General features: G+C 45.3%; 31 protein-coding genes. 5 read left to right on the forward strand and 26 right to left on the reverse strand.

Going from position 1 to position 26788, the window contains the following annotated elements; genetic code table 11:
• Positions 1 to 455 precede the first annotated feature (455 nt).
• Positions 456 to 3248, reverse strand: a complete 2793-nt coding sequence (gene ppc / locus PODO_RS26560) for a phosphoenolpyruvate carboxylase (protein ID WP_038573414.1) — start codon at positions 3246 to 3248, stop codon at positions 456 to 458.
• Positions 3249 to 3482: 234 nt separating this feature from the next.
• Complete coding sequence (locus PODO_RS26565; RefSeq protein WP_036681285.1) at positions 3483 to 4376, reverse strand: LysR family transcriptional regulator; 894 nt, start codon at positions 4374 to 4376, stop codon at positions 3483 to 3485.
• Positions 4377 to 4541: 165 nt separating this feature from the next.
• On the opposite strand from PODO_RS26565, the gene PODO_RS26570 reads away from it, so the two are divergent.
• The 4 genes from PODO_RS26570 (at position 4542) to PODO_RS26585 (ending at position 9672) form a co-directional block, all read left to right on the forward strand.
• A complete protein-coding gene (locus PODO_RS26570) occupies positions 4542 to 5510 on the forward strand; it encodes an ABC transporter ATP-binding protein (RefSeq protein ID WP_038573415.1) in 969 nt (322 codons plus the stop codon).
• Between the two features lie 90 nt (positions 5511 to 5600).
• On the forward strand, positions 5601 to 6680 hold the full coding sequence (locus PODO_RS26575) for an ABC transporter substrate-binding protein (protein WP_038574896.1): 1080 nt from the start codon (positions 5601 to 5603) through the stop codon (positions 6678 to 6680).
• A 5-nt stretch (positions 6681 to 6685) separates the two neighbouring features.
• Positions 6686 to 8365, forward strand: coding sequence for an ABC transporter permease (locus PODO_RS26580; RefSeq protein ID WP_038573417.1), 1680 nt, complete (start codon positions 6686 to 6688; stop codon positions 8363 to 8365).
• Positions 8362 to 9672 (forward strand): MBL fold metallo-hydrolase, encoded by a 1311-nt coding sequence (locus tag PODO_RS26585; RefSeq protein ID WP_038573419.1) that lies wholly within the window; start codon positions 8362 to 8364, stop codon positions 9670 to 9672. Before PODO_RS26580 ends, PODO_RS26585 begins: the two co-directional genes overlap by 4 nt.
• Before the next feature lie 104 nt (positions 9673 to 9776).
• On the opposite strand, the gene PODO_RS26590 is transcribed toward PODO_RS26585, so the two are convergent.
• The 24 genes from PODO_RS26590 to PODO_RS26705 form a co-directional block, all read right to left on the reverse strand.
• Entirely contained in the window at positions 9777 to 10058 is a 282-nt protein-coding gene (locus tag PODO_RS26590; protein ID WP_036681278.1) for a holin, read from the reverse strand.
• A 12-nt stretch (positions 10059 to 10070) separates the two neighbouring features.
• Positions 10071 to 10763 (reverse strand): M15 family metallopeptidase, encoded by a 693-nt coding sequence (locus PODO_RS26595; RefSeq protein ID WP_038573421.1) that lies wholly within the window; start codon positions 10761 to 10763, stop codon positions 10071 to 10073.
• Entirely contained in the window at positions 10735 to 11148 is a 414-nt protein-coding gene (locus PODO_RS26600) for a hypothetical protein (protein WP_218918664.1), read from the reverse strand. Before PODO_RS26600 ends, PODO_RS26595 begins: the two co-directional genes overlap by 29 nt.
• The gene (locus PODO_RS26605) at positions 11117 to 11317 is read right to left on the reverse strand and encodes a hypothetical protein (protein ID WP_036681274.1); all 201 of its coding nucleotides are present in this window, start codon (positions 11315 to 11317) and stop codon (positions 11117 to 11119) included. Before PODO_RS26605 ends, PODO_RS26600 begins: the two co-directional genes overlap by 32 nt.
• Before the next feature lie 2 nt (positions 11318 to 11319).
• Positions 11320 to 11601 carry a hypothetical protein gene (locus PODO_RS26610; RefSeq protein ID WP_036681272.1) on the reverse strand — a complete coding sequence of 94 codons (282 nt, stop codon included), beginning with the start codon at positions 11599 to 11601 and terminating at the stop codon, positions 11320 to 11322.
• Positions 11602 to 11695: 94 nt separating this feature from the next.
• Positions 11696 to 11914 (reverse strand): hypothetical protein, encoded by a 219-nt coding sequence (locus PODO_RS26615; RefSeq protein WP_038573423.1) that lies wholly within the window; start codon positions 11912 to 11914, stop codon positions 11696 to 11698.
• A gap of 25 nt (positions 11915 to 11939) precedes the next feature.
• Positions 11940 to 12374, reverse strand: a complete 435-nt coding sequence (locus tag PODO_RS26620) for an XkdW family protein (RefSeq protein ID WP_218918665.1) — start codon at positions 12372 to 12374, stop codon at positions 11940 to 11942.
• Positions 12375 to 12403: 29 nt separating this feature from the next.
• The gene (locus PODO_RS26625) at positions 12404 to 13939 is read right to left on the reverse strand and encodes a hypothetical protein (RefSeq protein ID WP_038573426.1); all 1536 of its coding nucleotides are present in this window, start codon (positions 13937 to 13939) and stop codon (positions 12404 to 12406) included.
• Between the two features lie 11 nt (positions 13940 to 13950).
• The gene (locus PODO_RS26630; protein ID WP_036681263.1) at positions 13951 to 14562 is read right to left on the reverse strand and encodes a putative phage tail protein; all 612 of its coding nucleotides are present in this window, start codon (positions 14560 to 14562) and stop codon (positions 13951 to 13953) included.
• Positions 14563 to 14565: 3 nt separating this feature from the next.
• Complete coding sequence (locus PODO_RS26635; RefSeq protein ID WP_076208480.1) at positions 14566 to 14901, reverse strand: hyaluronate lyase N-terminal domain-containing protein; 336 nt, start codon at positions 14899 to 14901, stop codon at positions 14566 to 14568.
• A gap of 11 nt (positions 14902 to 14912) precedes the next feature.
• Positions 14913 to 15935 (reverse strand): DUF2793 domain-containing protein, encoded by a 1023-nt coding sequence (locus PODO_RS26640; RefSeq protein ID WP_038573428.1) that lies wholly within the window; start codon positions 15933 to 15935, stop codon positions 14913 to 14915.
• A gap of 1 nt (position 15936) precedes the next feature.
• Complete coding sequence (locus PODO_RS26645) at positions 15937 to 16350, reverse strand: hypothetical protein (RefSeq protein WP_036681259.1); 414 nt, start codon at positions 16348 to 16350, stop codon at positions 15937 to 15939.
• A 1-nt stretch (position 16351) separates the two neighbouring features.
• On the reverse strand, positions 16352 to 17410 hold the full coding sequence (locus PODO_RS26650; protein ID WP_038573430.1) for a baseplate J/gp47 family protein: 1059 nt from the start codon (positions 17408 to 17410) through the stop codon (positions 16352 to 16354).
• A complete protein-coding gene (locus PODO_RS26655; protein ID WP_038573432.1) occupies positions 17403 to 17834 on the reverse strand; it encodes a DUF2634 domain-containing protein in 432 nt (143 codons plus the stop codon). Before PODO_RS26655 ends, PODO_RS26650 begins: the two co-directional genes overlap by 8 nt.
• The gene (locus tag PODO_RS26660) at positions 17831 to 18127 is read right to left on the reverse strand and encodes a DUF2577 domain-containing protein (RefSeq protein WP_036681399.1); all 297 of its coding nucleotides are present in this window, start codon (positions 18125 to 18127) and stop codon (positions 17831 to 17833) included. The genes PODO_RS26655 and PODO_RS26660 overlap by 4 nt, the downstream gene beginning before the upstream one ends.
• Positions 18128 to 18132: 5 nt before the next feature.
• Complete coding sequence (locus PODO_RS26665) at positions 18133 to 19095, reverse strand: XkdQ/YqbQ family protein (protein ID WP_036681255.1); 963 nt, start codon at positions 19093 to 19095, stop codon at positions 18133 to 18135.
• Between the two features lie 9 nt (positions 19096 to 19104).
• On the reverse strand, positions 19105 to 19857 hold the full coding sequence (locus PODO_RS26670) for a LysM peptidoglycan-binding domain-containing protein (RefSeq protein WP_038573433.1): 753 nt from the start codon (positions 19855 to 19857) through the stop codon (positions 19105 to 19107).
• Between the two features lies 1 nt (position 19858).
• Positions 19859 to 21904, reverse strand: coding sequence for a phage tail tape measure protein (locus PODO_RS26675; protein WP_038573435.1), 2046 nt, complete (start codon positions 21902 to 21904; stop codon positions 19859 to 19861).
• A gap of 194 nt (positions 21905 to 22098) precedes the next feature.
• A complete protein-coding gene (locus tag PODO_RS26680; protein WP_036681247.1) occupies positions 22099 to 22521 on the reverse strand; it encodes a phage tail assembly chaperone in 423 nt (140 codons plus the stop codon).
• A gap of 126 nt (positions 22522 to 22647) precedes the next feature.
• The gene (locus PODO_RS26685) at positions 22648 to 23118 is read right to left on the reverse strand and encodes a phage tail tube protein (RefSeq protein WP_036681245.1); all 471 of its coding nucleotides are present in this window, start codon (positions 23116 to 23118) and stop codon (positions 22648 to 22650) included.
• Position 23119: 1 nt separating this feature from the next.
• Complete coding sequence (locus PODO_RS26690) at positions 23120 to 24442, reverse strand: phage tail sheath family protein (RefSeq protein WP_038573439.1); 1323 nt, start codon at positions 24440 to 24442, stop codon at positions 23120 to 23122.
• Positions 24442 to 24621 carry a hypothetical protein gene (locus PODO_RS26695; protein WP_036681241.1) on the reverse strand — a complete coding sequence of 60 codons (180 nt, stop codon included), beginning with the start codon at positions 24619 to 24621 and terminating at the stop codon, positions 24442 to 24444. The genes PODO_RS26690 and PODO_RS26695 overlap by 1 nt, the downstream gene beginning before the upstream one ends.
• Positions 24618 to 25031, reverse strand: a complete 414-nt coding sequence (locus PODO_RS26700; protein ID WP_038573440.1) for a phage tail terminator family protein — start codon at positions 25029 to 25031, stop codon at positions 24618 to 24620. The genes PODO_RS26695 and PODO_RS26700 overlap by 4 nt, the downstream gene beginning before the upstream one ends.
• Positions 25032 to 25561: 530 nt before the next feature.
• Complete coding sequence (locus PODO_RS26705; RefSeq protein ID WP_038574900.1) at positions 25562 to 26059, reverse strand: ArpU family phage packaging/lysis transcriptional regulator; 498 nt, start codon at positions 26057 to 26059, stop codon at positions 25562 to 25564.
• 288 nt (positions 26060 to 26347) lie between these two features.
• Between PODO_RS26705 and PODO_RS26710 the strand changes: the two genes are divergently transcribed.
• Positions 26348 to 26779, forward strand: a complete 432-nt coding sequence (locus PODO_RS26710) for a helix-turn-helix domain-containing protein (protein WP_038573442.1) — start codon at positions 26348 to 26350, stop codon at positions 26777 to 26779.
• Positions 26780 to 26788: the final 9 nt, after the last annotated feature.

Genomic DNA, 26788 nt, shown 5'->3' on the forward strand with positions numbered 1-26788 from the left:
AGCAATTAAATCGTAATTCAAGTTTGTGTAAAAATCAAGGATTGTATTGTAACCTTCTATGTAAACTGAGTTAAAAACTGGACAACTTGGTATAGGCGATTAAGTGCAGCTCCGAGAATTATTTGGACTTCCGGTCGCTGTTATCCTCACATTTCCTGATTATAAACCGCAAATAGCGGTCGAAATCTGAGGATAAAGGCGAACGCTGGCGCTCCTACAGTTCCAAATATTCTCTACGCTGCTCCATCACCAAATTAATAAGTGCCACGTTATTTACCTCCGATTACATCTCGGTTACTTGGGTAGGGTAATAAAAAAATATCGGGTTTGACTCTCCAATATTTAGGAACAAGTAAAGTTCACAGCAGCAATATACAGTTTATGATCACAACAACTTGTATTTGGCAAAAAAAGTCCGCCCCAAATAGGGCGGACTTTTTGTTGTTAAGACTATATCAGCCGGTATTCCGAAGACCGGCGGCAATGCCGTTGATGGTAAGCAATACTTCGCGAAGCAGTTCGCTATCATCTCCATCGATTTCACGGAGCGCTCTAAGCTCGGATAGCAATTGAACCTGCAGGTAGCTAAGCGGATCAACGTATGGATTACGGAGTCTGATCGACTCTTGAATCACAGGAACGTTATCCAGAATATCCTGCTGGCCTGTAATCTTCAGGATCAGCTCAGAGGTCAGATTAAATTCATCTTCAATCTGGCCGAAGATCCGTTGACGTGCTTCCTCGTTCTTGCCCATGCTGGCGTATTCCTTAGCAATAATCAAGTCCGCTTTTGAAATAGCCATTTGCAGCGTATCTATCAGTGTAGTAAAGAATGAGAAGTTCTCATACATATGTTGCATTATCTTCAGATTCTCTTCCTTACCCTCATAGAAACTCTGCAGTCCGGTTCCAGCAGCGTACCAGGCTGGGAGCAAATAACGGCTTTGTGTCCATGCAAATACCCAAGGAATTGCGCGTAGATCTTCAAAACGGTCGCTGTTCTTCCGTTTGGAAGGACGGGAACCGATATTAAGCTCTCCAACCTCAGGCAGAGGTGTTGATTCTTTGAAATAAGTCAGGAAATCCGGATCACGGAAGATCAAATCCTGATATTTGTTCAGTGAGACCTCAGAAATCCGGGCCACAATCTCTTCCCATTTCTCTTCATAAAGATCCGCTTGTGGCACTCTCGCACTAATTGCTGCAGTTACAAGTGCAGATGTCGCTTGCTCCAAACTGCGGTAAGCAATCCCTTGCATCGAGTAACGGGAGGAGATCACTTCTCCCTGCTCGGTAATCTTAATCCCGCCGCCAATTGTCGAAGCTGGCTGAGCAAGAATACTGCGGTTAAGTGGCATACCCCCGCGGCCGAGCGCTCCACCACGGCCATGGAAGAACTTCAGCTTGATTCCGAACTTATCCGCTGTCGCTGTAATTTCTTTTAGGGCAACACGCAGTTCCCAGTTAGCAGTAACCACGCCGCCATCTTTATTACTATCTGAATATCCAAGCATGATTTCCTGCAAATCATTCATTGCTCTTACCGCATCACGGTAGATCGGCATATTGAGCAGTGTGTTCATAATTTGCGGTGCTTCATGCAAGTCATCGATCGTTTCAAAAAGTGGCACTGCTTGCAGGGTACATACAACTGTACCGTCATTATCCTTGCGGAATAGTCCTACCTCTTTGGCGAAGACCATAACCTCCAGAATGTCACTCGCAGCTTCAGCCATACTGATCAGATAACTGGTGATACATTGTTTGCCGTACTCTTCCTGCGATGCGAAGATCGTCCGGTAAACAGCCAGACACTCCTCTGTACTTTCAGTATACGTCTGGTAAGAAGAGGTCAACGGACGTGGATCATTCAGCAATTTCTCCAGCAGATCAATCTTCTCGATCTCCGTCAACTTAGAGTAGTCCGGCGAAATGTTCATCTTCGCCAAAATTTCTGTCATGGCATTTTCATGTTCTTGACTGTGTTGACGCACGTCAAGAGTTGCCGTATGGAATCCGAACAGCTCCACTTGGCGGATTAGCTTTTTAATATAAGTATCGGCCACATAGTCGGCGTAGTGATGCCGTAGACTGCGGTCAATGACATTCAAATCATCTATGAACTCCTCAGGTGTAGCATAACGCTCAGGAGTATCCTTTTTCTCATCATCCAAAACATTTTGTGTCTTAGAGATCATGTAGCTAAGTTTAATACGGTAAGGTTCATTGTCATTGCGCCATTCTTCCATCTTGCCTAGGTTAATGATCTGACGATCAGCTTCGATGGATTCTACTAGCTCAGGCGTTACTTTAACAATACTTGTGCTAAAGCTTAGATATTTCATGAGTTCACGCATAATCCGCTGATATTCACGAATGGCCAGCTTACGCTGCATGCGTAAAGTCTGCGCAGTGACCGTTGAGGTTACCGAAGGGTTACCATCACGGTCTCCACCAATCCATGATCCAAAACGCAAGTAGGTTGGCACATGCCAATTCTGTCCAGGATAGTATTTGCTCAGACAGCGTTCAAGCTCTTGATACACATCCGGCAATACATGGAAAATAGTCTCATGGAAATAGTACATTCCATTGCGCACTTCATCGAGTACTGTTGGCTTGCGGTCACGTAGCTCATCCGTTTGCCAAAGCGTAATCACTTCATTCAATAGCTTCTCGCGAAGCTGTTCACGTTCACGGAAAGTTAGAGTAGGGTTATCAAGACCCATAACATCATCGGATATCCGTTTATGAATATCGAGAATCGCACGGCGCATGGCTTCCGTTGGATGTGCCGTCATTACAAGTTCCAGAGACAATCCTTCAATAATCTCGTTGACTTCCTCATGAGAGAAATCACGTTCACGAAGCTCTTGAATAGCGCTTTCTATAGAACCGGGTTGAACTGTCTCCCCAGCTGAACGTTCATAGTCACGTTTACGGCGAATCCGGTGGTTCTGTTCGGCAATATTCACCAATTGAAAATAAATGGCGAACGCTCTTATTACCTGATGACGGTTCTCCGGATCCAAAGAATTGATTAACTCCTTAAATTCACTATGCAGTTCAGGTAAAAATAGTGAGCGTAGCGATTTACTGGTCTCGCGGATCTTCTCCACGATCTCTAGCAGTTCGTTACCGCCTTGGTGAACCAAGACCTCTCCTAAAATGTTCCCCAAGAACCGTACGTCCCGTCGCAGCAGATTGTTAGAGTTGCTTTTGCTGACGGTAGTCGTAAGTTCGGTCATGCTGCTCCCCCCATTCTCTTCCGGATCAATGTGTTAAGTTTGTCTGTCTAAATATCGTCTATTAAAGCTTCCTCATATCATACAATAAAACCGTTTGAAAATCTGCAACTTTTTTGTGCTGTAAAGCGACACAGCACCTAAGATTATACACCAATTTCTGAATTTATACAGTCCTTATATTTTATGTATTCTTTCATATATATAATGGCTCTATCGTATATTCTCTATGTATGCTTATATTCGGATTGTGCGGAGCTGGTCAATGAACAGTCCAATTAAAGGAGAATAATGACGATCACGGTTATACGAATAATAAATATGTCTTTCAAAATTATAATCCGGAATGGCTCGCATTAGCAATCTTCCTCTGGCTACCTCGTCCTCCACAGCAAGTCGTGAAATAAATGAGACATGCTGTCCACTCATAAGCGATTGCTTAATCGCCTCCAGTGAATCGAGCAAAATATGCGGTTTTGATTCTTTTCCCTCTCGTTCAAACCATTTATCCGTCAAATGGCGTGTGCTTGATTCCTTGTCATGCAAAATAAAGCTCGCTGAAGCGATCATCGCCGAGTTTAAATTAGAAAATCCGGCAAAATCATGTGTAGGTGCAAAAACAAGGACAAGCTCATCTTCACATAAGGCTTGAGTATGCAGATCAGGCAGATAAAAAGATTCCGTAGACAAGATACCAAGATCAATCTCATGACTGGCAAGCATTTCTTTGATCACCGGTGAAGGTTTAACCGATAAAGAAATGGTAATCCCCGGATGTTGTTCGCCAAACAGCCCCAATATTTTTGGAAGAATATATGTAGCTGGAACATAACTGGCACCAATTTTCAGCGTCCCCCGGCCTGCCTGACTGAACTCTTTTACCACCCGCTCCGCCTCCGCAGCAAGCGCATTGATTTTGATTGCATAATGAAGAAAAGCTTTACCACTCTCCGTAAGAATCATTTTATCCATTCTGGATTCAAATAACTTCTCCCCCAATTGCTGCTCTAAATTCTTCAAATGATACGTAACGGTGGGCTGCTTTAGTCCAAGTTTATCTGCTACCGTGGTAATTTTTTTATGTTTATTCAGCAGTTCTACAATTTCCAGCTTCATTAGATTAAGGTTCATTCTCTTCCACTCCCTCGCCTTTTCCTAAACGGTAACATAGAAGAATTCTATGAATGTTAAAATAAATCGGCAAAAAAGTTAATATCACAGTTACATTCAGCAAATATAGCGGGAATTCTTTACCTTTACACTAAGAACAAGCTTAAGAACAGGCAGGTAGATAGAATGAAGGAAATTACAATCCACAGATTGGAAAAGAAATTCGGAGATGTGCATGCCTTAAAGGCTGCAGATCTGAAGATTCCCGCTGGAAGCTTTACGACATTACTCGGTCCTTCAGGTTGTGGAAAGACGACACTACTCCGTCTGATTGCTGGGCTGGAAACACCGGATGCAGGAGAAATTCTGATCGATGATGAGTTTATTTTTTCAGGCAGCAAAAGAATTAGCCACCCTATTCATCGCCGTAACTTTGGCATGGTTTTTCAAGATTTCGCCCTCTGGCCGCATCTGACTGTGTTCGAGAATGTAGCCTTCGGACTTCGAGCTTCCAAACAAAAAAAGAATTTACGGGTTCGGGTACAGGAGGCACTTCGATCGGTCAAGCTGGAGGGGTTAGAGCTGCGTTTTCCACACCAGCTGTCCGGTGGACAACAGCAGCGGGTTGCTTTTGCCCGAGCCGTAGTCATGCGCCCTCAGCTTGTATTATTCGATGAGCCATTAAGTGCGCTAGATGCGGTCTTGCGAGATGAAATGAGGCTGGAGTTAATCTCCTTGGTGAAAAACATGGGCATTACAGCCCTGTATGTGACGCATGATCAAACCGAGGCGATGTCTATGTCAGATGAAGTAGTTGTAATGCAAGGTGGCACTATTTTACAGAGTGGTTCTCCTGAGGACATTTATCGTAAACCGAGTCATCCCTTTGTGGCACACTTTATTGGAAAATCCAACTGGATCGTTCCGGATAAACAGATGCTGCGTCCAGAACATTTACGCTGGTCTCAGGAGGATGCTTCCTTTCTTCCTTTTACAGGGACTATTCAGCATGTGAGTTATATGGGGGATCGCTATGAGATCATTCTGAACATGGAGCAAAATGGGACTTGGACCGCTTATCATGATCGGCGCCTACCTGTAGGGGAAAAGATTCAGCTGTACGCTTCAGAGCACCAAATCCATCATCTGAATTAAGCGTCCACTGCATGGAATGGCTCTATATGATGCTGTTCCATGCAGCAAGATGCACACAACAATATTAGGGAGGCAATTACATTGAATCAAATGAAAAAGACAAAAGGGTTAAGTTCACTTCTTCTAACAACTGCACTTGGCATTACTCTAATGGGCTGCGGCTCCTCGAACACTCCTGCGGCTAACGCAAGCAACAACCAAACCGATACTGCGGCGGCGACGCAAACTGAAGCCCCACAACCAACAGAAAAGACACTAAGCGGCAATCTTGTCGTTTACAGTGCAGGCCCTGAAGGTTTAGCCAATAAAATCAAAGACGGCTTTGAAGCCAAAACTGGCGTTAAAGTTGAAATGTTCCAAGGCACTACAGGAAAAATACTTGCCCGCATGGAAGCAGAAAAATCCAATCCGGTCGTTGATGTTGTTGTCCTCGCCTCTCTTCCGTCCATGCAAGGAATGAAAAACGACGGATTATTACTTCCATATAAAGAAGCGATTAATGCAGACAAGCTGGTTAGCGATTGGTCAGATATAGATGAAGGTAACTATTTCAGTTACAGTGCATCCGCACTCGGTATTGTCTACAACACCAAAAAAGTAAGCTCACCGCCGACCTCCTGGGATGACCTCAGCAAAGCGGAATGGAAGGGTGCAGTCAATATCCCCGATCCTTCACTTTCCGGCTCGGCTCTTGATTTCATGACTGGGTATTTAAGTGCTAAGGGGGACAGTGGCTGGGATCTTTTTAAACAATATAAAAGCAATGAAGTAGCTATGGCAGGCGCCAATCAAGAGGCACTTGATCCGGTGATTACCGGTGCTAAATCCGTCGTTGCTGCTGGGGTAGATTACATGGCTTATAAAGCAAAAGCTGACGGAGAACCTGTGGATATCGTCTATCCTGCTGAAGGAACTGTAATCAGCCCTCGTCCGGCTGCGATCATTAAGACAAGCCCGAATGTAGATAACGCTAAGGCTTTTATCGACTACCTTCTCTCCGATGAAGCGCAAGCCCTTGTTGCCAAAGCCTATTTGCTGCCAGGCAGAACTGACGTGAAGGCAGAAAATCGTGCCAATCTTGAAGAAATCAAAACATTTGATGTGAATTGGGAATGGATGAATGAGCACAGCGATGAAGTTTCCTCGACCTTCACACAAATTTTTAAATAAGCGTAATGAATACTAACTCTTTGCGCTCATTTAAATGGGTGAGCGGTGGACTGGCTTTATTTATACTAACCGTGCTCGTGCTGCTGCCACTCCTGCTCATTTTCTGGACCAGTATTTATCCAGAGGGGCATCTCGACATAGCCGCACCACTACGAACCATTATGGGGAGCAATGACCTAGTAGAGGTGCTGCTGAATTCTATCGGGCTTGGGGTAAGCGTTATTCTGCTAACTACTTTGTTTGCGCTGCCTCTAGCCTGGATTATGGCAAAAACCGACTTAGGGCGTCACAACTGGCTGGATGTCGTGCTGTTAATTCCATTTATGACGCCGCCTTACATTGGTTCTATGGGCTGGATGTTGTTTATGCAGACGGGTGGGTATATGGAGCAATTTCTGCCCTCCTCCTCCGTGCTTACACCGTATTTCTTTAGCTATGGGGGTATGGTGCTGATCATGAGCCTTCACCTGTTCCCCTTCCTGTATCTGCTGCTGCGCAATGCGCTTTTGCAGATCGGGGGCAATCTGGAGGAAGCAGCCTCTGTTCACGGCGCCCCCTTCTTTTACAGATTTAAAAGAGTGATTATTCCTTTACTGCTCTCTAGCTATGGGCTTGGAGCACTGCTCATCTTCGTTAAAACAATTGCTGAATTCGGTACCCCTGCGACCTTTGGCCGTAGGATCGGCTTTTACGTTCTGACCTCTGAGATCCATAAATATATCTCCAGTTGGCCGATTGATTTCGGTAAGGCTACTTCACTAGCCTCCTTGCTGCTCGGAGTTTGCCTTGTCATGTGGTACATCCAAACTGTAATTAGCAGCCGCTACTCTTACCGTCTGATCGGTGGAAAAGGAACTCGTACTAACCGTTATAAGAGTACAGGAATCGTAGGGTTTCTTAGCTGGGGTTATGTTCTTCTATTGCTTCTGGCATCCATCGGCATTCCTTATTTCTCTATCATAACAGCCTCATTATTGAAGCTTCGGGGAGAAGGTGTATCCTGGAGCAATCTAACCTTAAAACATTATGCAGAGCTGTTATCCCCGGGTTCGCAAGGACTTGAGGCCTTATTAAATAGCTTTACATTAGCTATCGTTGCTTCCAGTATCGCTGTTATTCTCGGGACTTGGTTTGCCTTAACGGTAGGAAAAGGGGCTACATTCAAGCAGAAAATTACAGATTTATTCAGCTTGCTTCCAAATACAGTCCCGGGAATTGTAATTGTAGTAGGGCTTATTCTGCTGTGGAATGCCCGCTGGATGCCTATCCCGCTCTATAATACCTACTGGATGGTTGTACTGACTTATGTCGTACTTTTCCTTCCTTATACTGTTCAGTATGTAAAAGCAAGCTATGGGCAGATCGATTCCTCTCTGATGCAAGCGGGACAAGTATTCGGAGGAAGTAAGCTGTATGTGTTCCGCCGTATCCTGCTTCCCCTCATCCTTCCGGGGATGGTGGCTGGCTGGATGATGACCTTCACCATTTCCAATCGGGAACTGGTAGCCTCGTTACTCATTCTGCCACCTTCAATGCAGACCTCGGCGACCTATATTTTCGCCCAGTTTGAACAAGGGGCGGTAGCGATGGGGATGGCCATGGCTGTAATCTCTGTAGGCATCACTACCCTATTACTATTAGTCTTAGAATATTTAAGCCCAGATAGAAAGCGGAGACAACAATGAGCAGACTAACGATTTGGGGAGGGGCCGGAGAGCATGGCCGTTCCTCCTATCTTTTGCAGGGCAAGGATTCACGAAATGGCATCCTGCTCGATTGTGGCGTAAAAAAAGAAGGCCCAGGGGAATACCCCCTACTTGATAAGGATATTATTCCACATTTGCAGGCAGTATTTCTGTCTCATGCTCATGAGGATCATTCCATAGCGCTGCCCTTACTTTATAAACACGGATACAGAGGTAAGGTATGGACTACTAGATCCACCTCATTACAGCTTCCTGATTATTTCGAGGCCTGGGATAAATATGTGGCGGCTCAATCCGCCCCGCTCCCCTATGAGGAAACGGATAAAGAAGCTATTCAATTCAAGTATTTAGAGGAGTATGTCTCCCCTCAAACTTGGCTGACGCTTGCGCCTAACCTTCGAGTTCAATGGGGACGTAGCGGGCATTTAGCAGGTTCGGTTTGGCTGGGCTTAGAATGGGAGGACAAAACTGTATTTTTCTCGGGGGATTATACGGAGGAGTCGCAGCTGCTCACGGCAGACACACCAGCAATTATGGAAGCCGAAGCTAAAAATGTGGCTGATCTGTCCATTATCGATGCTGCTTATGGGGCAGATCCTGATGAGCAGCTTGTAAAATTACAGCAATTAGAGATAGCCATCCACAACACCTTGCAAAAAGAGGGTACAGTCCTCCTTCCCGTGCCTATCCATGGCAGAAGCCAGGAATTGATCGTATGGGCAAATGAGTGTTTTCCAGATCATCAATTGATCGTTGAAGAAGCACTCGTCGCTCCTTTACGAGCTTTAAGCAACAAGGTGGAATGGCTGAAAGAGGACGCTATTCAGCGCGTAAATGCGCTTTTTAACAGAAAAAGCTTGTGTGTTGTATCTAATTCGGACGAACGCGCGAAGGCAATGTTGAATCTTAAGGGAGCTATCGTATTCACTAATGACGGGATGATGCAGTCAGCAAAAGCACAAGAATACTTTCACCAGCTCTCTGTTTCTCCTGACAACCATGTGATTTTTACGGGACATTTAGCGGCGGGAAGCTTTGGACATCGCCTTGTTAAGCAAGCTATGATCGGAGAATCTAGCAGCGTGCGCTGTACAGTCTCACTTATCCGCTATAAAGTCCATCAAGGCTTGCCGGACATTCGCAAAATGCTCCAAACGATTCCCAGCCACCGGACAGTGCTCGTCCATGCTCCCAAACCACATATCGACCAAGTAGCTTCTATATTAAAGGGAGAAGGTTTCACAGGACTATATTCTTTACAACCCGGCAGCACGCTTTCGTTCTGAAACTTATTTATGTAATATCATAAGAAAAACAATGGGGCTCTTCCTTAGGTCTTATTCAGACTTTTTGGAACAGCCCTTTTTTATGATTCGTACCTATTATCCACTTACTCTTTCGTCGTGCCCGGGCGATCCTTAAAAGCTAGCTCAAACAACCCCGTCGCAGATAAACCTGCAAGGCCCCCAGCCCAAAGGCGAAGCACTAAATCGAGTTCGGTAAAAGGATACGCTACTACGCCGATGAACAAACCTATCAATAGTCCGATAATCGGTACTGCATTACGCGGGATGTTGATACTATTTTTGACCAACTGAACCAGTGCCAGTACGAATACCGCTAATATAGAGGCGAACGCCATAACATCATCTAAAATTGTTCCAATTTCCATCCTTTTCCCTCCTTAGCGGGTACTTGTAATCTCAACCGTTCGAGTCGCTGAATCATAACCTACCTGAGCACCCAGCGCTTCTGCAATAACACGTATAGGGACGTAGGTGATGCCTTTTTCAAGCACTCCATCTGCAACTTTAACCCCGTTAACCTTTACGACAGCAATAACATCACTCTTCAATTCTTCCTCCTCCTTCCGATGGATGACCTTATACGCTGACTCCACCGCAGATGTTGAGGGCTTTGTCCCTGCTCGTAACTGTGTGAGTGTTAACCCAAACGCCATTTGAAAATGGGGGTAATCCTTGAAGCTTGTCCAGTCGCCTCCCCACTCGAAGCCCAGCCCTTTTGCCTCCTTCACAACCTCCTGCCAATCTGCGATCTGGTTGTTATTGCCGTCCCGGCACATATCCCAAGACACACTAGATCCATTCGGCAGCAAAAGAGCAAAATCTACGGCCAATCCAAAATTGTGATAGCTATATCCGCCACGTGCATTGGTGACAATCGCTCCGGGCTTGGTGCGGCCTTGGGCATATAGAGCATCCTGCTCGGCAATTGTGCGAAATCCCTGCGTAATGAGAATGGGGATATTGAGTTTGTAGCAACGTTCGATTAGAGCAGTAGCAGCGGAACGGACTACGGGGTGTAGGTTGGTTAGACGTTGGGCTGATTTATTTTTCACCTGAGTTATTGTCAGCATGAAGTTCCTCTTTTCTGTCTATCTTTTTCAGATAAATAAATTGGTCGTATTTCCCGGAACGTGTCAGTATCGCTAATATTATAATTCCACCAGTTGTACCGAATTGGGCAATAGCCCAGCTATAATTAAGCCAAGTCAGCCATGTTGCCATGTCCACTCCTAGTAATTCTGCCAAACGGAATAGTAGAACGATAAGCATATTGAATGTATAAGCCAATAAGAAAAAAAGCATAGCCAGCATAAACACGCTGACCACACCTTTTTGGAATCTTTCGTAAAAATATTGCCTGTGGCGATGAATAATGTATAATCCGCAAGCCGTATTAGTGCCATATAGCACCAATAATAAAAATTCAATCATGTGCATCATGATCCCCTCGATCATAAACTAAATATTTGGCGAACCGGTTACGATCAATCTCCTCCTGAATTTCCTGCGAGACATTTTTATAATGACTTATGGTCAGTGTAACGCTGGTAGAGGCTCTACGGAGCTCCATCTCTTTATCAACATGCCGGGGGAGAAGCAGCCGCCGAATCCATTGTGACAGCATTCCTAACTCCCCCTGTCTTCCGTATGGTCAATCTTCAGTTTCTTTAAGACGTCCAGTGTGGGCTGCATAAACTCCGAGCGCTCCTTATCCAAAATCGCTTGCAGACGATCCCGATCCTCCTCTGCCCGATCCAGCATTTCTCGCGGTACAAGGTTCCCTTTGACAATCGCACGCAATAACACCATCAGTACGATCATCAAAATGAAAGCAACAATATAAGCCAGCCCATACTTATCTGCCAGCGGCAGCAGCTTCTCCAATTGCGCAATATCCCCTTCGCCCATTCGTCCGCTCCTTTCTATAATGATGTTGATGCGTAATAGCCCCCGGCACCACCGAGGGCACAAAAAAACACGCTCCTGTGTGGATGCGTGCTTATTATTTGGCTGATGAAGCTTGCTCAGTCGAATCGTTTTCAGCAAAATGAATATCTGATCGTTTCTCGATAATCTGATCCTTTACCAAAATCTCATTATCCGGCTGCATGTTATAGGAAGAAATGATATTCTCTATCGGACCCTCCTCACGATCAAAACGAGTGATGCAGGCATTAGCCATCAACCGAATTTTGGCGGCTGTTAATGAATCCATTGTCATGATTACAACTCACCTCCTTTTGGGTTTATATGCTGAGTAGTTCAGCCATGATGACTTCGACATCTTGAAGCCTGTCTTGCAAAGCAGTATTCTCAGCACGGAGTTGCTCGACTTCGTTTAATTCTGGTGGTTTGTTAGCTTCTGCTTCTAGATATGCTTCCCACGCCGCTTCCAGTTCTGCTTCCGTTGGTTGCGGGACTTCTAGGTTCCAGGCTGCGATGTATGGGCCGCGTTCCTCTATTTCATAATCTACGCCCTCTTCTAACTCTGCGAGGTGTGCTGGACGAAGTATATAATGTACGCCTTCTATCCAATCTACCTCTTCCGTAGTCTCACCAGGCGTCTGTACATGCTTCGTAAGCAAAGGTTCTTTAAGATACTTTACTATTGGGCCGTCGTCTCTCAAAGTGAAATCGACTCCCAACTGACTATCTGGAAATAGGAATAGCAAGTTCTTCATTAAATCCATATTTTAGTCACCTCCATTAGTTATGCCACTCTCGCAAGAGTGGCATATGTGTACTGAGAAGCCCATGAAACATTTGAATTGTGAAGGGCAACGGCATAGATATGAACACGGTCTCCTGGATTTAAAACCAAAGTAGTATTACCATTAAGGGTACAGCCTATAAGTGCAGTTGTGATAGCTCCCTCGCTCAATGTGCAGTTTAGAACTCCGTTTATATAGATCTTAATTGCAACACCGCTTGTAACACTCGTCGTAATCCCAAATCCAACCCGAACAGATAATTCATAAATCCCTCTCTCGGGCGCATAGAAACCGCCTTGTGAAGGTTCAGCTACTCCCTTCTGACTCATGTGCACACCGTTAAAAAAAAGTTTTTTATCTACACCGGCAGTTAAAGGTACGTCGCCACCGGCATCCATATACATTGCTGCAAAGGGGCGTGTATCAATCGTGTTATCTCCCCATGGGTTAAGTACACCCCTAGTTATGATACCTGCGTCAATCTGTTCATTTATTGTGCCCGCGGGCTGACCGTCTTTTTTTGTTATTGTGCCACCGTCGTATGCTGAAAGTCCAATAGTATTTGAGGTCCCAAAACTATTTCTGGATATTACCGTTGATCCTTGGTTACTGACAATGCCTTCATTACGATTAGCAGCTTCACAGCCGTAAAGTCGCAATCCAGAATGGTTACTGGCCTCGAATCCTCCAACGGAATTTGCCTTACCATCTGCAGATATACGGCAAAATAACATTTGAATAAATATCGAGTTATTAATAAAAAATCCGACTCTCGTTGTAGAAGTTGCTGTGAATCCAGTTACAACTACTTGATTACTAACACCGTAAAAGGTCATACTTTTAACCTTGAAGTTTGCGGCCGTCTCGTAGCTTGTTCCTCCGTTAAGCCATACTTCCGTGCCACCACTCACATCTGCAAAAGAGATATCTTCGGCGTACGTACCGGCAGCGACATTGATAGTAGCGCTATGAAGAACATGTTTAGGAATACTGTTAATCGCCTTTTGTATAGTCCTAAACGCCCCACCCGCCGTATTCACCAATCCCGTATTATAATCATTCCCGTCCGTCCGTACGTAGTACGTAATATCCGCTGTCGTCTGCTGCGGAGTAGTAACCAACGGCGCCTTACCATTCAACTGCCCCTGAATCCCACTAGTCACCCCATCCAAATACCCAAACTCTGCGTTCGAGACCACGCCAGTCCCAATCTTCGAAGCATCAATTCCGGCTGAAGCATTAACATCGGCGTTTACAATCACCCCAGCCGCAATAGCCGTAACTCCATCACCAGTGCTAATAACATCCCCCGTGTGATTAGGGTGCACATAATTATTCGCTCCCGTAGCAATACCCGCCAGCTTCGTTTTCTCGGCGGCGGTGTAATCGTTCGTGGACAGCTGTTTGCCTGTTACTTTATCGACCTTGCCATTAACGGCATTGTCCAAAATATCCATATTCCCGTTCAGATCGGCAATATCAACGATATCTGTTCCCTCTGGCTTCTTTAAGCCCAAATTTCCTGTGGTTTGCATATGTCACTCTCCTATCTATAAGTTCTTAATTCGTTCCATGTTTTACTGTGAGCACTCTCCCAAGTCAAAGCCTTAACAGAGTCCCACCAGGTATAGCTGAACACAAATTCATAAGCTAAATGCGCAGGTTTAATCTCTTCGATGATTTGAATCAACCCTGCCATATTCGGAGGAATCCCTAGTGTACTCACAAAATGAATCTCAAAACGGTACTCCTCAGGCACTTCCTTTACTTCAACCACTCCACCTGAAAAAGCTGATGCCGTCCGCTGAATCATCTCCGGTGTGGTGGTCCCATTTCCACGCAGCTTTGCCTTAATCATCTCTCGACGAGTGGCATAAGACTTGGATGGATCGCTGCTGAGTCCAAGTTCGGATTCCCAGCGACCAAGGCTCACTGTAGCCGTTTCAATAAACGCCTGATCCAGTACATCTATAGTACCTACCTTCAGTCCACCAATTTCTAGCCCGATGGTCTCCTGAAGCTTCTCCATTTCGCGGACATCCTTGTAATAATCCGGTAAATACTGCATTAGATCAGGCGCCTCGACTTCACCCGGATGGCTCGAATCTTTATCTGCGGAATATTGCAATTCGCTGTATAAAGAGCTGCCGTAACTCATCCTCTACACCCCCTTCAGTTGATTCCAGGTTAGGGGGCCTTTGGGCAAATAATCATGTGTATGCGCCGCTGGAGGAAATACCGTTGGTTTACCCGCTACCCCCGCCCAAGCTACACTATCCGCTTGTTGCGCAAAATCCACCTTGCCATTGTTATTCGTATCGTAAATGCTTTTCAGCATATCCCCGGTACTCTGCGCGGCTACCAGCAAGACATTACCAGCGGCGGAACCAATGTACAGCTTGCCACTGTCTGTACAATATCCAAGCTCACCAATAGCCAGCGCTCCAATGGCGCTTTCCAAGCCGCGGCGTATTTGAATCAATGTTTTTAGAGCCATTGTCCCGCCCCCTAGAATGTTCCGCCATCAATACTGGCCACGGTAAGTTTATTGCCATTCGCAGCATCATAAACGATACTGCTTCCATCCACACTTACAGCTATACCAGCTGCATCCACGGTGATTCCTTTTCCAGCGGTAACCGCAATCGCGTCTGCAGTGACTGTGATCCCATTGCCCGCACCAATGTTCAACGTCACAGTATCGGCCTGCCCCCCACCAATCAGCCCGCTCCCGGCTGTAATGGTCTGGAGTGCACCACCGGTACGTACCCATGCGCTGCCGTTCCAGCTGTAAATCTTCTGCTCATCATCGACGTAAGCGGTCCAACCGACGGCAGGAACATAAAATACCCAAGCGGCAGATTGGTATTCAACAATTTGATTCGTTTTGCCCGCCCATACCCCGGTTGCCCCTGCTGGAATAATATAACGATCACCCTCAACCGGACTGGCAGGTGGAGCCAGCAGGTTCTGGTCTTTTACCGATGCTTGCGGTTCGATGTTATGCTTAGCCAGCTCAATTTCATTTTTAATCTTTTGCGCAGACCACAAGTCTGTAATCGTAGTCCCTGCATCATTGATTGTCCGGTGCTTGGCCACATCATCAATGTGAGTCTTGATCTCAGCGGCAGTCTTTACGTTTGTGCCATCCGATACTTTATTGATATGTCCCGCACTAATATCCGCTTTAAGCACCTTCGCATAGGTTGCTCCATCAGCGATATCATCAATTGTACCTGTCAGATCGGTAAGCTTCTGCGCATTCACCCGCCGCCAAGCTGCCCCATCATCAAAATATAAATATCCGCTATTCGAACCCGTAGTCACGTAATACAAACGACCAACGGATCCTGCAACCGGACGCGAAGCTTCTGGCCCTGACAGCGCCCTGCCGACCATGGAATTGGACGTGCCGTCACCAATATAAACTTCCTTAGTATCACTGCAAAAACCAAGCTCACCTGCCTTCAACACGCCATAACTCGTTAGCTCAGCCTTTGTACCCCGCTTTATTTGTATGGTCTGTGCCATTTTACACCTCTCTTCTAAATGATCCTCCGTCAATCTGGCCCTTGTTCTTATAACGCTCTATTTCAGTTTGGACAGCGGTAAGACTCACCTGCAAACCGTTAATATCCTCTGCTTCAACCGTATCACCGGGGGTTTCGTAAGTAACATATACCTCAGGCACATCGGCAAAAATCTTAATCAACCGCCGCCAGGGCGCCTCATCCGGAAAAGACACAGTGAAATTGCGTAGCTCGATCCCGGAATACTGTGACCCTGTGTACACCGCAATGGTCTGATTATTAATATTGTCATGCGCTAGAAGACCACTGTAAACGCCATTTACAAGCGGTAATCTCTCTTCGATAACATAGCTGCTACCGTTTGCTTTTTTATTAAGTTTTTCTTGAAAAATATCAATTTGCTCTGGATAACCCATGCTACACCTCCAGTAGAACGTTACCGAACAACGGTACTTCTTCTTCGTTCAACATCACATTGCCCGCTCCACTGTTCAACTTCAGCTCTGTGTAATCCGCGACTCCTTCAGTAGCAAGCAATAATGCCCCGATGACAGACTGACTGATATAGGTTGCTGAAAAAGCCTTCTCCTTGCGATATTTCTCAAGCATCACCTGAAAGCCTTGGTTTACAGCTTGCAGTGCATAGCCAGAAGCAAGGGTTACCTTGGCACTTATACTGATGTTTTTGCCCGCAGCCGGCGCCACGGTCACAACAGCCCCTACCGGTGCTTGTCCCTCACCAGCTCCTGAGACCGGATCAATATATTGCTGCACCTGAGCCGCCAACAGCTCGGATGCGGGTTTTTTTTCGGCGTCCACAATAATCACCTTCACAGTTTTAGGACCTTTCCATAATGGAAAAACACGTGCGCCTCCCACACCCGAAACTTGCAGTGCCCACTCCATATAGTGATATTTATTTCCGCTAGTAGCTGGGCGTCTGGCTGAATCCAAATAACGCTGGCGTAACGCATCATCCGTTTCAATGTCCTCCCCAGGGATCAGAAGAGAGGCTATTTCTCCTCGCGCTAGATCTGAAATATAATCCACTGGCAGTAAAGAGCCAAAATATCGATTTCCTTCTTCTCCAGCGGTTTCACTTTCCAAGCGATACACTCCAGGAGATAACTTCTCCACAGCCGTATAATTCAGCATTTCGAGTGAGAAGCGGCTGCCGAGTGGAACATCCAACAATCCTCCATCCGCCTTATAAAAAATCCCTTTCAGCTGTGCCTTGCTGGCTTCACGCCTTACAATGCCTGACCAGGAGATGCTTCGCTCCAAGTACTCTCCGGTAGCCGTATCTGCAAAATACAGATTATTATTCACATCCAGCTCAATATACATCTGTGTCAACTCAGCGGCTGCTGGAGCCAACGCGTCATAAATGATGCTGCCCTCGCGTTTATCCAATCCTGATGGAATCCGGTCCAGCATCCGCTCCAAAAGAGCCTCATACGTCTGATCCTCATACATCCTCATTCCACTCCTTTCTCAGCTGAAAATTTCCGTAACGTGTGACGACCTTGCAGTCAAAAGTTAGATTATCTCCGGTAAACGAAACAACAATATTCTCTAAGCTAAGGATTCGTTCATCCTGAAGTAGTGCCTCACTAACGATACGTCTGATTTCAGCTCTAACCAGCAGCCGATCCTTGCCAAGCACCAACCGCCACTCTGTTCCGTAATCCGAACTGTAAATCAGATGTTCAAACCGATCGGTTCGCAAAATTTTTGCCGCTGCCTGTTGAACTGCTTCCAGTCCATCCGTTTGGCCTGTAATCCTTTTTCTCTCCCAATCCATTCGGTACGTAAGACTAGGGCTTTCCCCACGCTCAAGGTTGACCTCCCCCTCAAGCAAGACCGTTATCGGTCCAGCTTTTCCAATCGCCGGGATCATATCGGGCTCACCAGCCGATCCAGAACAATGTAGCTTTGTCCGCCCTGCATTCGAACCATTAATACGCGGTCCCCACTCGCTAATCCCCGCCGAAGTATTACTTCTTTGCCCTCGATGTCGATCTTGCTTTCCATTACCGATTCAGGCAGCACTAACGCATTCCCCGATAAAACAAACCGCTGATCCACCTGAATCTGCAAAGGAGCTGCCACCGTTACCGTTCCATAAGAAAAAGCCACGGGATTTGTACTTCCCACGGCTCCTAGACTTGCTTTTTTAATAATATCTAACATCATTTCTACACCACCTTAATATCGAGGGACATTGTATGCTCCCCTCCAGAAATCTTATGGCTGCATTGGTCCACCAGAAACAATTGAGTCTCGAATTCATCCAATAGGACATAAATGAAATTGCCTGCTCTTACACGCATATCACCAATCGCCTGTATGGAGAGACTAAGCTTTTCACGATTGTGCATTTTCAGCAGATTGTTTGCCTTCTCCTGAATTTGTGCAGCATTCGCTTTGTCATCAGCCTTTTGATACAAGTGCAGGATACCCCAGCGTTTCACATTGTCCTTGTCACTGACCGGATAGAAATCGCGTTTGCCCGATGCCTCGTTGTCCTTGTACAGAAAAATCGTGTTGTACGTATCGTCATCAATACTTTTTTTGAGCGAATAATCGTACAGATAATGCCCCGCTCCCAGCACCAGGTTAAGCAGCATAGAATCCGGTTTACGCAGCGTCAGCTTCCCAAAATCATCGTAAAAAGCCATCAGCCGCCCCTTAAACTGAAGCTCACTGCCGATGGCTCCCATAATGATGTCCAACAGCTTTTTGTCATCTTCAATTAAAGAAGGAATCCGGTACTCTGTCTCCTCCAGCACACCTGTCTTTAATCCGTAGTCCGTTGTTATTTTCTTGATCACATCACTAGCCGTAACATCCTGCAAAACATAACTACCATTGCCCAGCAAATAACGAATTTGATCATAGGCAGTCAGCTTAATCTCCTGATCCGAGCCCGTATCAATGCTGAACACAAATCCGTAAAATACATCTACATTATCTTTACTGAACTGAATAATATCACCGTTGCTGATCCCGAACTTGGGGAGCTGATAAATTCCGTTGTCCACAAGCGTTAACTCTAGCGTTGACGGTTTACCTGACCGTGCAGTTTTCCAAGAAATATCTGAGACGATGCCAGAAATATCCCATAGATTCCCTTCCTTATTCTTCACTAGCAGTTCCATAACATCCTCCTACGGCAGCTTGATGACTTTACCGATGGGCAGCTTTTTCAGCTCACTATCCGGAATGCCATTAAGCTTCTGAATGGCTTTGTACTTCGAGCCATCTCCTAGGTTTTTTTGAGCGATGCTCCATAGACTGTCTCCAGCTTTTAAGGTATAGGTAGTAGGCTTTGCCTTTTCATTGGCCCGCTTCTGCTCCGCCTTCACTTCACCTTTAACAACCTTCACAGCTACCGCCTGATAGAATACGTACTTTTTGAGAGATAACGAATATTCAATATCCCCTGACGATCCCGCACTAAGCTTCCAAGTGAAACCTTCGATGCTCATAGCCATATTCACAGCAAAATCAATTTCTAAAGATGCATCCTCACTAATTGAAGATTCCTCTAGCCATTTCTGTGGTTTGTTTAACTTCTTTTTATCCTTTTTCGTATCATCGGGATACCTCACACCGGAGAACACAAACCGAATGGGCCGACGACTCGTCATCCATTTCTTAATAAGCTCCACATATTCAAAAGGTCTCTTCAGCCCGTCCTCCTGCACCAATACGAACGGATACCTTTGTGCCGGAAAAATACTTTCAATCGTGATCTCCGTAAGCTTCGGATAAGCAATCGTATTGATCTCACCCAGATCGATAATGGTATAGCTTTTTCCATCTCCACTCTCCTTGATTTCCAAGGTCTCTGGATTGACTGGCAGCCGGATTGCATCCTCCTGATTATTAAAACCCAAAAAAATCCCGTACTCTTCCACGTTACGTATACACCCCCTGCGCCGTAGAGACAAACTCCTCGTTCAGCTTTTGCCCGATCTTGTTGATAATCGTATCAATGTCTCCGGCATTGTTAATATTTCCGGTCGTCACCTGCACCGTCGGCGTAAGCTCCACAAAATTCTGGATCGCCTGAATCTCGGCCAGCTCGCGGAGCATTTTCAGATCATCACTGGAGATGTCTACGGTGTCGTTGATGGAGCCGAGCTCGTTCACACGGTTGACGGTGTTCAGATTACCAGGTACTCCTGCATTTTGAAAAGAACCTACAGCGGAAGGCGTATTTAACGCAGGAGTCTTCGTCACAGGAACTACTGGAACCTCAGGAATGGTAGGCGATTTCGGAGGTTTCGTTGAATCATCTTGATGAGTAGTATTCCATTGATTGATTGTAGTCTCGTTATTCGTATTCCCCCCTACGTTTAGGCTTTCTTTAAATTTGTTAACATCAAATTCTTGCGTATATTTCGCAGCCGTATCAAAAGTATTTTCAATGCTCATCTCCACGTTCTGTTTAAATTGACTGCTGTCAACCCGTTCAAGATGAAGATTAATCTCTGATTCTATACCTATAAATTTACCAACAGCCCCAATTACTTTATTAATACCACCTAATAAAAAATTGGCAGCATCAATGATACCATTAATAAATCCGGTCCATAGATCAATCACATAACCTACAAAATCTGCAACGATCTGTCCGAGAGCCCTGAACATATTGGCAAGAAAATCTCTTACTGGCTGAAGAGCTGCAACAATTCCTAAAAAAGCCACAATAAGTGCAATAACAAGTCCAATTACAAGCGCAATAGGATTGGCATTTAACACAGCGTTGTAAATCCCTTGCGCTGCGGTAGCGATCCCAGTCGCAATTGCTGACATATTTGTTGCGATTGCTGCTGCACCCATAGCAATTTTATAAGCAATAATCCCAGCAACAATTCCCAAAAGAATGGGTACTACATAAGGCAACGTGCTGCTAAGAACACTCCAAAGGAATAAGGCTCCCTGTACAACTTGTGAAAAACCTTGTGCTATAATAGCCAATCCAATGGCCATCCCATCGATAATAGGCTGAAAGGTACCTTCTGAGAACGCATCATTAAGAATGCTTAACAGCGGAGAAAATGCTGCAAGTGCCCCTTGTCCCATGCCAGCTAAGGAATTGTTATAGTTTCCAAGAAGTGTCTGCCACTGATTTACGGGTGAATCCATCATGGTTTGCAGCGAAGTACTCGTCATACCTGCCGTTGTCATGATATCTCCCAAAGTACTTAAAAAAGCGCCCATGTTCCCCGTACTGGCTACTAGGTCGAGTCCACCAAGCTCCTCTTCATCTACCTGAAGCATCGATGCTAAGTCACTAGAGTCTCCATCAAATGCAGAATTAATAGCTGATGAAGTATCGCCAATATCCTTACCTTCTGGAGACATCATACTAAGCCTTGTGGAATAATCCATTAGCTTATCTAGCTGGTCCGTATTTTGTGTTTTAGGATAAAACGACAAGACACTTTCCATAGACTTGCTGACGTCCTGTCCGGTTTCTAGCGCTCTCTTCTTGAATTTATCAAACATAGCTACACCAACATCAGCATTTCCGGTTTTTGCTTTGAAAAGATCTTCCCACTTTTGCTGCTCAGCAGCTGGCACAAGCACCTTCTCCATGACACCCTTAACTTTTTCCACCATACCCTTAGCCTTTTCAAAGGCCCCCGTAAGCTTTTCCCAGGTTCCTGCTTGCTTTTCAGCTCCTCCAGCCCCTCTATCAGCCGCATCATTCAGTCTCTCCTGAGCCTGAACCGCACCTCCAATAGAAGCTTGAATTCTGGTATAAGCTGCACTGTAATTATTAGTGATGTTGTACACGGGTTTATTGACTATTTTCATACTGATACGGTTTAAGGTTGCTGAAAAGGAATTTGAAATATTTGCCGAGACCTGTGTTGTAATCTGATTGGTTATATCATTGATCCATTGATTGGAAACTTGCTGTATTCCAGCTATATTATTTTGTACACCTGCCATTCTCTCACCCCCTAACTATCTCTTCCTCGCCTTACTCCGTGCCTGATCGCGCTTCTCCTTCTCCACACGAACAGCAATCATCGCATATATTGCGGCGCGTTCGCGGGAAGACAGCTTCATCAGCTCATGGGGTAAAATGTGCAGCTCATGGAGGGCGTAATAAGCAAAATTGGCTTCACTATCGCCCTCGTTGATTAGTTTTTTACTTCATCCACCAGCTCGTTCATGTCCGTGCCAAAACCATTTAAGGCCTGCACCCGCTCACCCAACGCCGCGAATTCACCCGGAAGCAGCATTTTACGCAGCAGTGTTTCAGCGCCAAGTACGCCATAAGAACGCTGCAGTTCAGCATTTTTTAGATCCGGATGCATTACACTTGAGGTCATCAGCTTCGCCATATAATCGTTAGGCTCAATTTCAGAGGTATACACTCCGTTTTTCCCTTTGACTTTGCGGGTTGCGGCCTTGCGGCATTCCTGATTCTCATCCTCAGTCATACTGCGCAACTTCCAGGCCACCGCATTTCCTTCCTTATCCTTAAAACGCTGGGATACCACAAACTCCTCGGTCGTGTCACATGCTACATTTTGGGCAAAAAACAAACTTAATTCGCTCATTGTCTTCCTCCTAGAATTATTTATTTAGATACTTCTCCTGCTACTAGCTGCCAATAGACAGAGAAGAGACCCGTCGCTCATTCTACGTTCGGGTCTTGCTTGCTCCAATCTATCTAGTTGTCTTAATTAAAGCCCGGAACCTGCCGGAGCACCAAAAGCTTGCACAATCTGCACATCTTCAAAGGTAAAGCTAACTTCTTCTTCCAGAGCGTCTGACTCTGTATCGAGTGAGGCCATGATGACACTATCGAGGTTCACCCCTTTTAGAATAATCCGTTGTGCCCCCACGCTGGACGATGGATCCTCGTTCGTAACCTCAATATCGAAGTACTGATCAACACCCGTATTCATATAATCGAGCATCATCTGGCGGAAACGACTAGTCATATAAAAAATCGTCATCGAACCGCTGCCCGACCATCCAGTCGCTTTATGCTGAACACCCCGGCGGCCCAGTGTTTTCACTTCTGCTTTTGTTTTTTCTACTGTAGCTTCAAGAGTTTTCACATAGAACATCTCTTCAGTTTGCGTACCAATCACAGCATAAGCACGGCCCTCCTGGCCGGAAATCGTATCACTAGCTTTTAAAAATGCCATCTTAAACCACCTTCACTTTCATATATACTTTTTCTACGGAATCTACCGGTTTCACAGCCACATCCAGCACGATACTGTCACTATCTGCACCAGCCACAACTACAACATCTGTCTGCGCGTTAAAGCCCTCAATCGCACCCATATCCTGCAAATCATTCATATAAGTCGCACACTGTGACCAGAAAAGAGCACGGCCATCTTCATTATTCGCGACCTTACCGATATAGTAGTTCTCAAAAATACGCTTCATATCATTTGCAATTCCATCCAGCACGCGAAGTACACGATTTTTGGAGAATGCTTTGCCTTTGTCCGGTGAAAATGCGGTAAATGTATTAATATCCTGTTCCACCACAGCCCGTCCGCCACTGTAAGTAAAGATAAGCTCTCCTTTTAGCAACGCAGCTGTAGTCTCAGAATGGCTAAGTCTTACATCAGCATCCACCGAATCATCATAACCCTGATAAGTCAGCGATTCATTAACAGCTGCTGCTGCTGTAGCACCAGCTACCCAAGCAACGGCATTGACGTTATCAATCGTAGTTCCGTCGCTCAGTACTACCCCATTATTCACGCTAATCACACCTTCATGACCTGCAGCCGCATAATCGGATAGTACAGCCTGTACCTTTTTCCCTTCTGTATCCCGAAGCCGTCTCACAAAAGAACTGTAGAGTGCCTTGAGAGCACTATCCTGCGATACTAGACCCACTGTTTGGAATTCTTGCACCTCAAGAGCAGACAGGAAGTCACTATGTGCTCCATTCGTCACGGTTCCGTTAGCCCCCCCTGTAAGCGGCATGCCTGCAATTAGCTTCAAGCCTTCTGCACCATTTTTCTGGAATTGAACATAATCGTTCGCGACCAACTCCTCAGCCGTTCCAACCGTTTGCTTGTTCAGTTCTGTTCCATTAAGCAAAGTCTTTACATCAAAAAGAGCAACATTCTCTATATTTTTCTCAATCACAATCGAAAGATCATTTCCGCGTACACCGCCATATTTAGCTGTTACCTGAAGACCGTTATTTGTGACTGCCGCTTTAACGCCTTCATTCAATCGATAGAGCAGCAAGGTTCCCGCCCGTTTCAGCGCTTCACGCACTGGCAATAGAGTTGGATGTTCCAAATCAACTCCTAGCAGCTTATTCACATCATCCTGCGGGGTAATCTTCATGATTACTCCCGGTTCTCCCCAAGATAGGGCAAGCGCCAATGCCGTAATCCCGCGTTCTCCCATTTTGCCGATGGCACCTTGATTTGATGCTACATTTACGTATACCCCAGGGCGCACCTTATTTTGCGTTGTCCATGTTCCGCCTGCCATTAGTTCATTACCTCCTTATTTTTGAACAATCCCATAGATTGCTTTGCTTCTTCGAGCGTATAGTTCTTGCCATCCTGCAAAATAACGTTCAATATATCCTTTTCCCTCGGCGTAAAAAGTGAGGAATTCACAATCTGTTCCTTACTGAACCCATTCCCGTTACTCCCTTTAGTACTCATTTCAATCGTTCTCCTCCAATCATTTGTCCCATCTTAATGCTGTCAGGCTTGTCGTTTTGCAAATACAACATATAGTCAACTGTAAACAGCGGCCCATGCCCCTCAGTTCCAGCTTCCCAAGCTTGCCTAACTACACGAAAAGCTCCACCATCCTGCTCCATCCCTGCCATCGCCTCACTTAGCTTATCTGCCATTCTTTCAGCTTCCAGCAAATTGCCTTGCTCATAACGGATGCCAAAACGGTAGACCGCTAAATACCTGCCCTCCCGCTGCCGATCCAGTGTTGCTGAGATCAGTCCGGGATGAAAATAGGCTGTTTGAGGTTTTTCTCCTTCTACATATACAGGCACATCAGGAAAATACCGTTCAAGTGTACTTGTAATGTGTTCTCGCAATTGTTGTACCGACATCACTCCATTCCTTTCTGATCTGCGATCGTTCGTCGATCTTTGATGGTGTTAACCTTCAACTGCATGAACATTAAGCAGACACCCCCTCAACTAGTTTAAGAAAAAAGGATACTATCCGAGGTTGGATAATATCCCTTCTTCATTAGGCAAATGCGAGAAGAATCTTTCACCGCTAGGTTTGTTCTCATCACCCTTAGGGCGGAACTATTAGCAGAGCATTCATGCTCTTGCGGTGTTCTTTTGCTTCATTTGCCATGTTATAATCATACCCCCATATTTTCCTTGCGGAGAGGGTAAACGGACGAGGTTTTGGCTAGCTTTTGGATGGTATAGAGCGGTTTTTCGGAGGAACATAATTGAAGACAAGCTTAAGAGCCTTCGTCCCTCCTTTTATGGACGGCAAGTTTTTGTGCGGGATTATAAGGATAAAGTACATCCTGAAACTTATACTTTCTTATAATTCAAAAAAAGACCGCATCATCCGCTCGGACGATACAGTCTTCTTTACTAATCACACTATTCTATTTCTATTAAGTAATACTCATTTTCTCTTTCTTTACCCTAGGCGCTGTTGTTACTAAAGTTTGCAGAGATAGTAAACCGAGATCCGTTAACGCTAATGCCATCTTGTAAAAAGCCTTCGAGCGTATCTTCACGTAAGTGTCCTTACTTACCGGTGGATCAAACACATGATTGTAAATCGTATAATCGTACATCTCGTCTCTTCTCATATACCTTTCCCGTACCAGCTGCTGTTCTCTCGTATCGAGTCTCTCTACCACAGAGTCTATTGCGGAACAGTAAGCCCTCCTTGCGGCGGGGATGTCCACATTATAAGAAGCTATCGCAGCAGTCTGATCAGTTACAGTGTTAGTAGGACCATGAAATCTTTCTGTGTATGAATAAGTTGTGCTTGCTTCCTTCGCTTCAAATGTAACGGTCTTAAAAATACGGTATTTCTCCAACATGCTCTCTATAGCGACCTGGGTTCGGCGACGGTCCAACTCTGGTAAAGTTGATATGTTCATCATTTATGCACTCCTTTTGGGTTTAACTGAATGAGATTAAATTTGCGGAATTTTCCAGCCCAATGTGATAAAATAAATCTTGTTCGTATTCTGTTCGTATTTTTCTATAATATACCACTTCTTTACCAATCTCGTAAAACCCCGTTTTAGGCTGTTTTTATCGAAAAAGAGCGTATATCCCTCCATTATCTTGCCTTTTGGCAATAATATACGCTTTGTTGTTTACCTATTGGCAAAAATGGCTTATATTATTATCATAAGGTTACAGCCAATAAGGAGTGAGTTGAGATGAAACAGGAATTCGGGGATTATATGAAGCATCTTCGGGAAACAAAGGGACTCACCATTAATCAATTAGCAGCAGCAGCCGGAATTAGCGGTTCGCAAATTTCCCGGATTGAGAATGGATTAAGAGGGGTTCCTAAACCAACCACGTTACGCAAAATTGCTGAGGCCACTGGCGTCCCCTACGAGGAGCTAATGGATCAGGCAGGGTATTTGCAGGACCAGACTCTTTCAAGCGATGAGGCTGTCCCAGATTGGGCTACAAGCAAAGATAAACGAGACTTTCGAAAAATGCTAGAGGATGATGGAGAGCTGATGTTTGATGGGATTCCATTAGACAAAGAAGATAAACAGAGGATAAAAGATGTACTAACCGGATTGTTCTGGGAAGCCAAACAGATGAATAAGAGAAAAAAATCCAAAGACACTAAATAACTATACTAA

Origin of the sequence: Paenibacillus odorifer (assembly GCF_000758725.1) — a bacterium.
GTDB classification, from domain to species: Bacteria; Bacillota; Bacilli; order Paenibacillales; family Paenibacillaceae; genus Paenibacillus_AQ; species Paenibacillus_AQ odorifer.